The organism is Agrococcus sp. TSP3-2-1 (assembly GCF_049897585.1).
Taxonomy (GTDB): domain Bacteria; phylum Actinomycetota; class Actinomycetes; order Actinomycetales; family Microbacteriaceae; genus Agrococcus.
This window is the reverse complement of record NZ_JAFCWN010000003.1, coordinates 347,747-360,629: the sequence shown is the minus strand read 5'-3', so window position 1 is coordinate 360,629 and position 12,883 is coordinate 347,747. Positions and strand designations below refer to the sequence as shown.

General features: G+C 68.0%; 13 protein-coding genes. 6 read left to right on the top strand and 7 right to left on the bottom strand.

The window, feature by feature from the left end; all coding sequences use genetic code 11:
* Positions 1-102: 102 nt before the first annotated feature.
* Positions 103-723: a nucleotidyltransferase domain-containing protein gene (locus ACP7BI_RS06490; protein WP_425844504.1), complete on the top strand. Its 621-nt coding sequence runs from the start codon at positions 103-105 to the stop codon at positions 721-723.
* Entirely contained in the window at positions 720-1,055 is a 336-nt protein-coding gene (locus ACP7BI_RS06485) for a hypothetical protein (protein ID WP_425844503.1), read from the top strand. Before ACP7BI_RS06490 ends, ACP7BI_RS06485 begins: the two co-directional genes overlap by 4 nt.
* 92 nt (positions 1,056-1,147) lie before the next feature.
* Here the strand turns inward: ACP7BI_RS06485 and galE are convergent, their stop codons facing one another.
* On the bottom strand, positions 1,148-2,158 hold the full coding sequence (gene galE / locus ACP7BI_RS06480; RefSeq protein WP_425844501.1) for a UDP-glucose 4-epimerase GalE: 1,011 nt from the start codon (positions 2,156-2,158) through the stop codon (positions 1,148-1,150).
* Positions 2,159-2,231: 73 nt separating this feature from the next.
* Entirely contained in the window at positions 2,232-3,224 is a 993-nt protein-coding gene (locus ACP7BI_RS06475) for a hypothetical protein (RefSeq protein ID WP_425844500.1), read from the bottom strand.
* A 77-nt stretch (positions 3,225-3,301) separates the two neighbouring features.
* Here ACP7BI_RS06475 and ACP7BI_RS06470 point away from each other — a divergent pair, with 77 nt between their 5' ends.
* Genes ACP7BI_RS06470 through ACP7BI_RS06460 form a run of 3 tightly spaced genes read left to right on the top strand, consistent with a single transcriptional unit; the run spans position 3,302 to position 6,342 of the window.
* On the top strand, positions 3,302-3,970 hold the full coding sequence (locus tag ACP7BI_RS06470) for a low molecular weight phosphatase family protein (RefSeq protein WP_425844499.1): 669 nt from the start codon (positions 3,302-3,304) through the stop codon (positions 3,968-3,970).
* Positions 3,971-4,003: 33 nt separating this feature from the next.
* Positions 4,004-5,464 (top strand): polysaccharide biosynthesis tyrosine autokinase, encoded by a 1,461-nt coding sequence (locus ACP7BI_RS06465; RefSeq protein WP_425844497.1) that lies wholly within the window; start codon positions 4,004-4,006, stop codon positions 5,462-5,464.
* On the top strand, positions 5,464-6,342 hold the full coding sequence (locus ACP7BI_RS06460; RefSeq protein ID WP_425844495.1) for a hypothetical protein: 879 nt from the start codon (positions 5,464-5,466) through the stop codon (positions 6,340-6,342). The genes ACP7BI_RS06465 and ACP7BI_RS06460 overlap by 1 nt, the downstream gene beginning before the upstream one ends.
* A gap of 25 nt (positions 6,343-6,367) precedes the next feature.
* Here the strand turns inward: ACP7BI_RS06460 and ACP7BI_RS06455 are convergent, their stop codons facing one another.
* Genes ACP7BI_RS06455 through ACP7BI_RS06440 form a run of 4 tightly spaced genes read right to left on the bottom strand, consistent with a single transcriptional unit; the run spans position 6,368 to position 10,378 of the window.
* Positions 6,368-7,672 carry a nucleotide sugar dehydrogenase gene (locus ACP7BI_RS06455; protein ID WP_425844494.1) on the bottom strand — a complete coding sequence of 435 codons (1,305 nt, stop codon included), beginning with the start codon at positions 7,670-7,672 and terminating at the stop codon, positions 6,368-6,370.
* A 27-nt stretch (positions 7,673-7,699) separates the two neighbouring features.
* Positions 7,700-8,695, bottom strand: coding sequence for a Gfo/Idh/MocA family oxidoreductase (locus tag ACP7BI_RS06450; RefSeq protein ID WP_425844492.1), 996 nt, complete (start codon positions 8,693-8,695; stop codon positions 7,700-7,702).
* Complete coding sequence (locus ACP7BI_RS06445; RefSeq protein WP_425844592.1) at positions 8,695-9,825, bottom strand: DegT/DnrJ/EryC1/StrS family aminotransferase; 1,131 nt, start codon at positions 9,823-9,825, stop codon at positions 8,695-8,697. The genes ACP7BI_RS06450 and ACP7BI_RS06445 overlap by 1 nt, the downstream gene beginning before the upstream one ends.
* Complete coding sequence (locus ACP7BI_RS06440; RefSeq protein WP_425844491.1) at positions 9,785-10,378, bottom strand: acyltransferase; 594 nt, start codon at positions 10,376-10,378, stop codon at positions 9,785-9,787. Before ACP7BI_RS06440 ends, ACP7BI_RS06445 begins: the two co-directional genes overlap by 41 nt.
* A 206-nt stretch (positions 10,379-10,584) precedes the next feature.
* On the opposite strand from ACP7BI_RS06440, the gene ACP7BI_RS06435 reads away from it, so the two are divergent.
* On the top strand, positions 10,585-11,550 hold the full coding sequence (locus tag ACP7BI_RS06435; RefSeq protein ID WP_425844490.1) for an IS481 family transposase: 966 nt from the start codon (positions 10,585-10,587) through the stop codon (positions 11,548-11,550).
* On the opposite strand, the gene ACP7BI_RS06430 is transcribed toward ACP7BI_RS06435, so the two are convergent.
* Positions 11,547-12,854, bottom strand: a complete 1,308-nt coding sequence (locus tag ACP7BI_RS06430) for an O-antigen ligase family protein (RefSeq protein WP_425844489.1) — start codon at positions 12,852-12,854, stop codon at positions 11,547-11,549. The genes ACP7BI_RS06435 and ACP7BI_RS06430 overlap by 4 nt on opposite strands.
* Positions 12,855-12,883 lie beyond the last annotated feature (29 nt).

Here is a 12,883-nt window from a genome sequence, read left to right as displayed (position 1 = left end):
TGCTGAGAGTGTCGAGAGTGCGGAACCAGTCTGGCGGCGACGCCAACTTTCGTGGCTATCCGTCCACATTCGTGGGATGATCGACCGTCGAAGGAGGTCAGCATGCGTCTGCAGAATCCGTTCGCCGTGCTCGCCCCTTCGGGCATCGACTCCCAGGTGCTTACCGTGCTGGCGCGCGTTGAGCAGTTCCTCTCGGTACATCAGATCCAGCAGCTGCTGCCGGAGCGCGGCTCGTTGCAGGGCGTGCGCAACTCGGTCGAGAGGCTCCTCGAGCAAGGCACGGTGCGAGAGCGTGTGGCCGGGCGCAGTCGCGCGTACGGCATCAACCGAGAGCACCTGCTGGCGGACGCGATCGCGTCGATCAGCCGAGCCAAGCAGGAGTTCCTGGCGCGGCTGCGCGACGCCGTCGTGGCATGGCCGTTGCGTCCCCTCAGCGTCGTGATGTTCGGGTCGGCGGCGCGCAACGAGATGCGATCCGACAGTGACATCGATCTGCTCTTCGTGTTCCCGGACGATGCGCCGGACGACCTCGCTCACGAGCTGGTGCAGCAGCTCGTCGCCCGTGCCGCGGCATGGACGGGCAACGACGTGAGGCCGCTCGTCTACAGTGACCGCGAGATCGAGCCAGCGAGCATCTTCGAGTCCATCCTCCGCGACGGGGTCGAGATCGCCGGTGAGCCTTCGTGGCTCCGTCGGCGCCTGCGCGAAGGGGTTCGAGCGTGACGCCGAAGCAGCGCGATCACAGGACCGTTCCCGCCGACAGGTCGGTGCGGCAGGGTCGGCTCGCGAAGGCGAAGCAGTTCCTTCGCGTGGCGGACGAGGCGCGGGAGCTCGCTGACGGCGACGGCGTTGCCGATGCAGCGGTGACGCTCTACGTCCACGCCGGCATCGCTGCGGCCGACGCGCTGTGCGCTGGAGCGCTCGGGAAGCATGCGAAGGGGCAGGATCACGAGGAGGCCATCGCACTGCTCGACACGGTCGACCCGTCGGCGGCGAAGGCCTTGAGCGTCCTGCTCGCGATGAAGACACGAGCCGGCTATGGCCACGACCCATGAGCGATACCGATCTCACGCGAGCCGAGAGAGCTGCCCATCGGCTGACAGAGCTGGCATCGCTCTGACCCTGGCAGCACGGCTCCCGGTCGAGGTCAGCCTCGGTAGCCGCGCGGGTTCCGCTCCTGCCAGCGCCACGCATCCGTCACCGCGTCGTCGAGCGAGCGGGTCGCGCGCCACTCGAGCCGCTCGTGCGCGAGCGTCGGGTCGGCGGTCGAGACGGCGGCGTCGCCCGTGCGGCGCGCGACGACCTCGAACGGCAGCTCCCGCCCGACCGCGCGCTCGAACGCGCGCAGCACCTCGAGCACCGAGCCGCCGCGGCCGGTGCCGAGGTTGACGGTGAGCACGCCCGGCTCGAGCGCCTCGAGCGCGGCGACGTGCCCCTCGGCGAGGTCGAGCACGTGGATGTAGTCGCGCACGCCCGTGCCGTCGGCGGTGGGGTAGTCGTCGCCGAAGACCCGCAGCCGCTCGCGCTCGCCGGCCGCGACCTGCGCGATGAACGGCATGAGGTTGTTCGGGATGCCCTTCGGGTCCTCGCCGATGTCGCCCGAGGGGTGGGCGCCGACCGGGTTGAAGTAGCGCAGCACTGCCGCCTCGAGCGCCGGGTCGGCGGCAGCCGCGTCGGCGATGATCGCCTCGATCATCGCCTTCGTGCGGCCGTAGGGGTTGGGCAGGTCGATGCCGACGGGCGCGTCCTCACGCAGCAGCTCGCCCGGTTGCTCGTAGACGGTCGCCGACGACGAGAAGACGAAGCGGCGGATGCCGTGGGTCGCCATGGCCTCGAGGGTCGCGATCGCGGTGCCGAGGTTGACGCGGTAGTAGGTGAGCGGCCGCTCGACCGACTCGCCGACCGCCTTGAGCCCGGCGAAGTGGATGACGGCGTCGATGCGGTGCTCGGCGAGCACGCGGCCGACGAGCGCGGCGTCGCCCGCGTCGCCGACGATGAGCGGCATCGCCGCGCCCGCGAGCCGCTCGGCGCGGCGCACCGCCTCCTCGCTCGCGTTCGAGAGGTCGTCGAGGATGACGACGTCGTGCCCGTGCTCGACGAGCGCGATGGCGGTGTGGGAGCCGATGAAGCCGGCTCCGCCGGTGAGCAGCACGCGCATGGGCACTCCTGGGTCGGGGTCGAGGGGCAGAGCGAGAACTGCGACGAGCGCGGTCGCTGCTCGCTCCCGCGGGTCAGGGAATCAGCGGGGTGATGATGGCGTCGTCGCGGTCGCCAGCGCCGTCGCCGCCGTCCGCGGGCGGCGCGGTCGGTTCGGGCGCGGGTTCCGAACTCGGCGGAGCCGGCGGGGCGGGGTTCGCCGGGCGGCGCGGTCGCGGTGCGGGCGCTGGCTCCGGCGCGGGCTGCGGCTGAGTTGTCGAAGGCGACGGTGCCGGTTGCACCCGCCGTGCGCCGCGGTCGACGGCGGCGGTCGCGTGCGCGGTGAGCGCCTCGAGCGCCTCGACGGTCGTGGCGCTCGTGGTCCCGGTGCGCACCGCGTCGGCGGCGCTCGCGACGACCGTGTCCGTCTCCTCGAGGCCCGCAACCGGGACACGAGCGTCGATGGCGGCGAGCACTGGGCCGGCCAGCGCGGTGATCGTCTGGTCGAGCGCGTCGAGCCGAGCGGTGTCGAGGGCGGGAACGGCCGGCGCGGCCGCCGCGCGTGCCTCGGCCTCGGCGACCGCCGTCTCGGTGAGCGGGCTCGGCGCCGGCGTCTCCGCCGTCACGCGCCCCGCGAGGCACGCGGCGACGACGTCGGTGGCGTCGACGTAGCGCGTGGCGAGCTCGGCGTCGGCTTCGGTCGTGAACCCGGGGGCGAGGGACTCGATGGCGTTGGCGCGCGCGGACTCGAAGTCCACCCGCGCGGCGCGGGGAAGGATGAGCGTGGCGTCCTCCACGACGGCGGCCGCGTCGAGCGCCGCGGTGACCCGGTCCTCGAGCTGCACCGCCTCGACGATTCGCGCGTCGAGCTCGCATTCCGCCTGAGCGCGCGCCGACTCGGCGGCGGTGATCGTGGCGACTGCGGCGCGGTAGCGCTCGTCGAGCACGGTGGTCGCGCTGCCGGCTTCCCGGGCGTCTGCTGCCCGCTGCTCGTTCGCGATCGAGACCGCCGTCAGCGACCCGGCCGCGAAGACCGCGGCGGCGGCCAGTCCGGCGATGGCCCAGCCCTGCTGCCCCTCGAGCGGCATGCTGAGACCTCCTGTTCGCCTCGTGACAGACACTCAACACTAGCCATTCGCCAAGGTGCCCCCGATACCCTTGTCACATGCCGCTGCCGAGTCGACAGTCCAGGGAGACCACGACGCGGAACGACGGGGTATTTCGCATCCTGACGGTGTGCTCCGGCAACCTCTGCCGCTCTCCCCAGGCTGAGCAGCTGCTTCGAGCGCGGATTCCCGCCGCGTTCGGCCGCACGGATATCCCGGCGCTGCAAGTCTCGAGCGCCGGCACGAAGGCGTTCGACGACGACCCCATGGACAAGCTCGCGGTCGCAGAGGCTGTGCGCCTCGGCATCCCGGACACCGCCGCTCATCGTGCGCGACGTATCCGAGAGCCGCACGTCGAAGAGGCTGACCTGATCCTCGGCATGGCGCGCGAGCACCGTGCGGCGGCGACGAGCCTGGTACCGCGCGCCAATCGGCGCTCGTTCACGCTCGTCGAGTTCGCCCGCATCGTCGAGGCGCTCGCGGAGGGCACGGTCGAGTCGTCGATCGCACCTCTCGGCGATGATGGATTTGCCGCCTTCATGCGCCGCGTCGTCGACGCGGCGGTGACTGCGCGCGGCATGATGCCGACGCCCGAGTCGCCCAGCGAGCTCGACGTCGAGGATCCCTACCGGCTCGAGCCGGGGGTCTACCGACGGTCAGCAGACGCGGTGGACGCCCACGTGACTTGTATCTCGTCAGGCCTGCGGCGGTTGGCGAGCGGCCGCTGATCGGTACCCCGGGTGTGACAGTATGATCGCGGCGTGCCGCATCTCTTTGTCGCGCCAGTAGACGCACGGGGAGTCAAGTTGGAGCTGTCGGATTACGTCCGGATCATCAGGAAGTACTGGGTGCTCCTCGTTGCGGCGACCCTGGTCGGAGTCGGCCTCGGCGCGGTCGTCTCGCTACTGCAGCGCCCCGTGTACGCCTCCTCGACGCAAGTGTTCGTCTCGCTGCAAGCGGGGGAGACTACGACCGATCTCGCTCAGGGCAACGCGTTCGCCTTGTCTCGAGTCTCCACCTACGCCAACCTCGTCGATTCGCAGCGCGTACTCGATGGAGTCATCGAAGCGCTCGAGCTCGACGAGACGTACTCCTCGCTGGACGATCGCATCAGCGCGACGACGGTGCCTCAAGCAACGATCATCGAGATTACGGCGACGAGCGATGACCCGGCCGAGGCTGCTGCTCTCGCTGACGCCACTTCGGCGAGTCTGGCCGACACCGTATCCGCGATCGAGGCACGGCCGGATCAGACGAGCCCAGTGCAGCTTGCAGTTGTCGAGCGGGCCTCGGTGCCGACGTCTCCGATCAGCCCGCGCACGACCGTCAACATCGCGCTCGGCGGCTTGATCGGGCTCGCACTGGCCGTGGGATTTGCGCTTCTCCGCGAGGTCCTGGACACCCGAATCCGCAACGAGCGGGACGTGCGCGCGGTCACCGACGCCCCTTTGCTCGGCGCCATAGCCTTCGACCCGAAGGCGAAGCAGCGGCCGCTCATCGTGCACGTCGATCCGCTGAGTCCGCGCTCCGAGTCCTTTCGTACGCTGCGCACCAACCTGCAGTTCATCGAGGTCGACGAGGACTCGCGCTCGCTCGTCGTCACCTCGGCGACGCCCGGCGAGGGCAAGAGCACGACGACGGCGAACCTCGCCATCGCGATGGCCGATGCGGGACAGACGGTCATCCTCGTCGACGCCGACCTCCGAAAGCCGAAGGTGGCCGACAATATGAACCTCGACGGCGGTGTCGGCTTGACCGATGTGCTGATCGGTCGTGTTGACCTCGTGGACGCGGTGCAGCAGTGGGGCACGAAGTCGCTGTACGTCCTGCCGGCGGGGCAGATTCCCCCGAACCCGTCGGAGCTGCTCGGGTCGAAAGCGATGGCGACGCTGCTCAAGGAGTTGCAGACCGAGTTCGATTGGGTGCTCTTCGACGCGCCGCCGCTCCTTCCTGTGACTGACGCGGCCGTGCTTTCGAAGCACGTCGAGAGCGTCGTGCTGGTTGCCTCGGCGGGCAAGGCGACCAAGCACCAATTGGAGACGGCAGTGCAGCTGCTCGACACGGTTGATTCCGAGGTTGGCGGCGTCGTGCTGACGATGGTTCCGACGCGCGGAGCCGATGCCTACGGCTACGGTCACTACGGCTACGGTCACTACGGCTATATGGAGCGCAAGGAGCAGGAGCGGAAGGCGAAGCGCCTGGCGTTGCCCAAGGTGCGATGATGCCCGCGCTGTTCGGGGACCGGGCGAATGGGCGCCGCCTGGCGGTCGGGCTGATCGCGATCGCCGTCCTCCTCGTGGTCGACGTTGTCCTCGTCGCGCTCGCGTTGCGGGCGCATGACGCGCCGGAGTCGCCACCGGCGCCGGCCTCGTCGCTGCATCCTCTGCCATCCGAGTCGTCCTCGATCGCGCCGCAGCCGGAACCGTCGGAGTCGGCTGCGCCAACCGGCCTACGGCTACTCAGCGCAGTGTCGAGCACGGTCGCATGGCGGGCCGAGGCGGGCGCGTGCGGCCAGCAGGGTTCGGTAGAGCTGACGACCGACGGCGGGCGGACGTGGGCGCCCAGCGCCCTCGACCCGGCGGGTCCCGTGCTTGCGCTCGAGCCGAACGCGGACGGCAGGCGCGGCCTCGTTGTCGTGGCGGACGCCGGGTGCGAACCTATCGTGCAGCGCACGTTCACAGGCGGGCTTGGGTGGGAGCCCGCTCCCGACCAAGCGGTGGGCAGCTACGTGACCCCGCAGGGCGACGTGACGTTGGACGGTACGTCGATCGACGCCCCCTGCGAGGAGCCGCAGGCCGCGGCAGCCAGTGGCGGAGGCGTCGTGCTCTGCGCGGGCGTCGCCCAGGCCCGCACCTCAAGCGGTGGCTGGGTGCCGGTCGCACAAGACGTGACGGCCATCGGTCCGGCCGACGGAGGCGTAGCAGTAGCGCTGCGAAGCGCGGAGGGATGCGAGGGCATCACCGTCGGCGTCATCCGCGCCGGCGCGCTGCAGTCCGTCTGCACCGACATCCCGACCGACGTCCCGATCGCGGTGAGCGAGGGAGGCGCAGACCAAGTCTGGGCTTGGGTCGGGGACTCGCTGGAGGTCATCGAGCTTTGAGCAGCGCTCGAAAGTCAGGCTCGGATCAGTCCGCAGCATGCCCCTTGCCCAAGACGATCCGCGGCGTCCCTCTCCACCGCACAGCGTCGGAGATATTGCGGCCATCGACGAGCAGTTTGACGCCCGGAAGGTCCGTCGCCGCAAGCATTCGGTAGTCGGCGTGATCCGTCTGGATGATGGCGAGGTCGATCTCCTCACCGATGGTGTACGTTTCGAAGCCGAGGCGAGCCAGTTCCTGGTCTGAGTACAGCGGGTCGTGCACTCGGACGTCAGCCCCGGCACTCCGCAGAGCCTCAGCGGTGGCGAAGACGCCGGAGAACGCCGTCTCCTTGACACCGCCGCGGTAGGCCGCACCCAGGATGACTGCGCGCATGCCCTCGACTCCGCCGAGTGTCGACACCGCGCGGGCCACAAGACGCTCCGGCATCGACGCGTTGAACTTGCGCGCGGTCCGCACAATTTCGGCGTCAGCATCAGTGGATAGATAGAGCCTTGGGTACACGGGGATGCAGTGCCCGCCGACGGCGATGCCGGGCCGGTGGATGTGGCTGTACGGCTGAGAGTTGCACGCCTCGATCACCTGGTAGACGTCAACTCCAATCGAGTCGGCGTAAACAGCGAACTGGTTCGCGAGACCGATGTTGACGTCCCGATATGTCGTCTCGGCGAGCTTGGCCATCTCGGCCGCCTCGGCGCTGCCGAGATCCCATACGCCGTTCGCTCGGGGCAGGTCCGCGCGCTCATCGAATGCGAGCACGGCCTCGTAGAACTCGCGTGCGCGCTCCGCTCCGGCGGGCGAAAGCCCGCCGATCAGTTTCGGGTAGCGGCGCAGATCCTGGAAGACGCGACCGGTGAGCACGCGCTCGGGCGAGAAGACGAGGTGGAAGTCCTCGCCCTCAGTCAAACCCGATATCTCCTCGATCATCGGCTTCCAACGCGCACGAGTCGTGCCCACAGGCAGGGTCGTCTCGTAGGAGATCAGCGTGCCGGGCGTCAGGTGCTGCGCGAGTGACGCGGTCGCGGTGTCCATCCAGCCGAAGTCGGGCACCCACGACGCATCGTCGACGAACAGCGGCACCACGAGCACGATCGCGTCTGCTCGCGGCACCCCCTCGGCGTAGTCGGTGGTCGCGCGCAGGCGCCCGTCCGCGACCGCAGCCGCAAGCTTCTCCTGCAGCTGCGCCTCACCAGGGAATGGTTCGACGCCATCGTTGATTAACGCGACCGCGTGCTCGTTGATGTCGATGCCGATGACCTCATGGCCGGCGTCAGCGAACTGGACGGCGAGCGGGAGGCCGATCTTCCCGAGGGCGATGACTGCGATGCGCATGCTGGTTCTGGTTCTCTCGTGTCGTCTTCAGTGCTGCTCGATGTGGACGGTCTCGCCCGAGCGGGCCGACTGCAGCGCCGCCTCGACGATCTCCAACGTGTGGAGCCCCTGCTCCATGGTGACCACGTCGCTGTCCAGACCGAGGACCGCATCCCGGAATGCCTCGTGCTCGACGCGCAGCGGCTCTCGCTTCGCGAAGGCGAAGCGGGTCACATCGCCCTCCGAAACGCCGCGGAACGACGAGATCGACTCCCACTCGACGTCGACCGTGCCGTTAGCGTAGAACGTGAGGTCGCCCGTCATGGTGTCGGCGACGAAGGTGCCCTTCTCTCCGGTGACGGTCGTCAGTCGCTCCTTCATGGGGCTCAGCCAGTTGACGATGTGATTGACGTTGACGCCGTTCTCGAGCTTGCCGGTCACCAGCACCATGTCCTCGTGGGGGCGTCCGGACTTCATCGCGGTCTGGCCCGAGACCCGGGCGTATGCGCTGCCCGCGATCCATGCGGTGAGGTCGATGTCGTGCGAGGCCAGGTCCTTGCCGACTCCGACATCGGCGATGCGGGCGGGGAAGGGCCCTTGACGCCGCGTGGCGATCTGGTAGACAGCCCCGAGTTCGCCGCCCTGGATCCGTTTGCGCAACTGCTGAAGGGCAGGGTTGAAGCGCTCGATGTGCCCAACGGCGCCGACAAGGCCCTTGGCTGCGAACGCGTCGCGCATCCGCACGCCTGCTTCCACGGTGTGCGCGATTGGCTTCTCGACGAGCGTGTGCACGCCCGCGTCAGCCAGCCGCAGCGCGACATCCTCGTGGTACTGGGTCGGCACCGCGACGACTGCGACGTCGATGCCGGTCTCGATCAACTCCTCGATGCCCGAGAGCACGGGCAGCCCGCTGGCGGCGCCGTGCGGGTCGCCCATCGCGTCGGCGACGGCGATCAGTTGTACGCCACCCACCTCGCGCAGCACTCGAGCGTGGTGCCGGCCCATCATACCGAGGCCGATCAGGCCCGCGCGCAGCGCCGCCATCAGGCGCCGGCCGTCGCGACCGTATTGACCGCGTCGACGATCCGGTCGAGGTCGCTCTCGGTAAGCGACGGATGCACCGGGAGCGACAGCACTGTCGCAGCGGCGGTCTCGGTGTTGGGGAGGTCCAGGTCGGGAGCGAACGACGCAAGCGACTCAAGGCGGTGGTTCGGGATGGGGTAGTACACACCATTGCCGATGCCGTGCTCGTCGCGCAGCGCTCGCGAGAACCCGTCGCGGTCGTTCTCGACTCGGATCGTGTACTGGTGGTACACGTGCGTTGCGCGGGGGGCGACGACGGGAGTCACGACGCCGGAGATTTCCCGATCGAGCCGGGCGGCGTTCGCCTGCCGCTGCGCGGTCCAACCGGCGAGCTTCGTTAGCTGCACCCGTCCGATCGCCGCGTGGATGTCGGTCATGCGGGCGTTGAAGCCGATCACCTCGTTGGCGTACTGGCGCTCCATGCCTTGGTTGCGGAGGAGGCGCACGCGGCGCGCGAGCTCCTCGCTGTCGACGACGACCATGCCGCCCTCGCCGCTCGTCATGTTCTTCGTCGGATACAGGCTGAACATCGCGAACGTGCCGAAGGTGCCAACAGGCGTGCCGCCGAGGGTCGCAGCGTGCGCCTGTGCGGCGTCTTCGAAGAGCAGGAGGCCGTGCCGATCGGCGACGGCTCGCAACTCGCGCATGCGGGCGGGGTGTCCGTACAGGTGCACCGGCATGATCGCCTTCGTGCGCGGAGTGATTGCAGCCTCGACCGATGAGGGGTCGAGCGTATAGGTTTCAAGCTCGATGTCGGCGAACACGGGCGCGGCACCTGTCAGCGCCACGGAGTTGCCGGTGGCGGCGAAGGTGAACGACGGCACGATGACTTCATCGCCAGGCCCAATCCCGGCGGCCAGGAGGCCTAGGTGCAGCCCTGCAGTGCCCGAGTTCACGGCGATCGCAACGCGGCCGTCGGCCAGCTGCGCTCCGAACTCGAGTTCGAACGCCGCGACCTCCGGGCCCTGCGCGATCATGCCAGAGCGCATGACCCGATCGACCGCCTCGCGCTCCTCGTCGCCAATGATGGGCTTGGCGGCTGGAATCAGTTCAGGCACGGGCGAGTGCTCCTTCGTTCTCGATGAATTCATCTCCGGTGACCGGGCAGACGAAACGGTCGTCGCGCTGCTCGAGCTTGCGGCCCGCCGGGCCGACCCATCCGATGCGTCGTGCGGGGACTCCGGCCACCAGAGCGAAGGCCGGCACATCGCGCGTCACCACAGCACCCGCGGCGACTGTTGCCCATTCACCAATCGTGACGGGCGCGACACACACCGCGCGAGCGCCGATCGCGGCCCCGCGCTTGATTGTGACGCCCGTCGCTTCCCAGTCGGAGGCCGACTTCAGCGAACCGTCTTGATTGATGGCTCGGGGGTGCACGTCGTTCGTGAGTACTGCGCCCGGCCCTACGAACACACCGTCCTCCAGGGTGGCGGGCTCGTAAACGAGAGCGAAGTTCTGAATCTTGCAACGATCCCCGATTCGTACGCCGGATCCGACATACGCTCCGCGACCGATGATCGACTCTCGCCCCACCGTCGCGCCTTCTCGTATCTGCGCAAGATGCCAGACTCGAGTGTTGGCCCCCACTGCGGCGTTCAGTGACACATCGGCGGATTGAGCAATCTGAGCGTGAGAGGACATCGCCCCAATCCTATGGGACAGGGCGTGCCTGAGCGGGGCGCGATCTCGCGCGCGAGCGATGCAGTCGCCGTTGCCCGGCTGGGATGGCGCGCGATCCGTGCCCGAGCTAGGTGTTCTTCCTCGGGAGGTTGTGAGGGTGTGAGCTGAGGGAAGGCCTCCGTGGAGGATGTGGGTAACCACACTCACGTCGACACACGGAGGCCTTCATGACACACGCTAATGCTCCCTTCACCGAGCTCGGCAGGCTCAAGCTCGCGCAGCTGGTCGTCGACGAGGGCTGGCCGATCCAGCGGGTCGCTGATCGCTTCCAGTGCGCGTACGGGACGGTCCAGAAGTGGGCCTGCCGCTACCGTGCCGGCGAGCCGATGAGCGACCGCTCCTCGCGCCCGCATTCGTCGCCGAACCGGATCCCGTCGAGGCTGGAGCGGCGGATCATCGCGCTGCGCTTCAACCGCCGCTGGGGACCGCACCGGATCGGCTACCACCTGGGCATCGCCCGCTCCACCGTCGGGCGGGTGCTGGCCCGGTTCAAGATGCCCCGGCTGCGGGATCTCGATCAGGCCACCGGCCTGCCTGCGCGCAAGCCCAAGCCGGTCCGCTACGAGATGTCGCGACCGGGCGAGCTGGTGCATGTCGATATCAAGAAGCAGGGCCGGATCCCCGACGGCGGCGGCCATCGCAAGCTCGGCCGCACGGTCGGCAACCGCAACAACAAGAAGCAGGGCCTCGGCTACGCCTACCTGCACCACGCGGTCGACGACCACACCCGGATCGCCTACTCCGAGATCCTCGACGACGAGAAGAAGGACACCGCGGCCGGGTTCTGGGAGCGCGCGAGAGCGTTCTACGCCTCCCTCGGTATCCAGGTCACGGCGGTGATGACCGACAACGGCTCCTGCTACCGCTCCCACGCGTTCAAGGACGCACTCGGCAACGACGTGAAGCATCGAAGGACGCGCCCGTACCGGCCCCAGACCAACGGCAAGGTCGAACGCTTCAACCGCACCCTCGAACACGAATGGGCGTACGCGAAGACCTACCGTTCAGAAGCCGAACGAGCCGTCGACTATCCGACCTGGCTGCATCACTACAATCACCACCGACCCCACACCGGCATCGATGGCCTCACCCCCATGCAACGCCTCCACAACGTCACGGGGAAGAACAGCTAGGCGAGTCCAGTGCGGCGTCGTGCGGGCACCCGCTGATTGAGTTCTTGATTTGCGCTGCGACGAGCGCCCCGATCCTCGCTGACCGTGCCCTCTGCCGCCCTGGCGACGCAAAGGAGCAAGCCGAGGAATAGCCAGGTGGTCGACGGATCGATTGCAGAGGAGTGCATAGTGACGATCAGCGGGAGCAAGATCACGGCCGCACGCAGAGCAAACCAGCCTGATGCGAGCAAATCATGCGTGCTCCGCTTGCTTGATCGCGTAACCCTCAGGATGGTGACGAACCAGAGCACCAGAGCGACGAGGACGAGGACGCCATATTGGGACACGACCTCAATGACCCCGTTGTGCGGGCTCTGAATTCCAAGGGTGTGGTACCCCGCACCACCGCTTCTCATGAAGGCCTCGAAGGCGCCCGGTCCGGCTCCAAACAGCGGTGACGTCGCGGCCAGAGCGATGCCCGCCAAAATCAACTCCCATCGGACGTACGTAGACGAGTCGACGCGAACTTCAAAGCCAAGAACATGAATCGCGAAACTGCTGCCACCGAGATAGTTTGCGAACTCGTCGAATGGACTCTTCGCGACTGAATTAACCAGTATCGCCGCCAGGATGAGGATCGCTATGGCGAGCAGGGAAGCCAGCACCGGTCTCGCTCTGAGCAACCGGAGCGCAGCGGCGACGATGAGGACGCAGACCAACAGCACGCCGGTACGGCTGTTCGTCAGCATCATGAACGCTGGGACCGAGATCAGAGAAGCGAGGGAAAGCAATCGAACGAGCGCGCGCTCGGCGCATCGCCACAGCATGAACAGCGCGAGGAACGAGTAGAGGAGGAAGGTTGCGTAATTGTTCGGGTTGAAAAAGGTCGCCGAGACGCCCCAGCCTTCGAGGGCAAGCTCAAGCGCCACTTGGGAACTGATCGAGCGGCCCGTCGCAAGTTCAACCAGCGCGATCGCGCTCACAATCAGGTACCCGACGAGCCAGCCCGCGAGAAGCGTCTTGGCATAGGAGAGCGGCTCGGGCAGGAGCGCTATCGCGATGAGCAGTGCGAGTCCAGTAGCGAGGGATAGCAGTTCGCCCCACCCGGTTGACACCGGCCCGAGGAAGATCAGTGCACAGATGGTTGCGGCAGCCCAGGTTATGGCCAGAAGCACAGTCATCTGTCGTGCTGCAGAACGGGGTCGCCGGATCGCCATGAAGACTTGCGAGAGGAGAAGCATAAGCGCTAGCAAGCGGAACGCGAACAGCGATTCGATTCCCGGCGCGAAGGGGCCCATCGCAGCCAAGGCGGGCGCAATGAACACTGCTATATGCAATAGACGCGCGCGGGTCT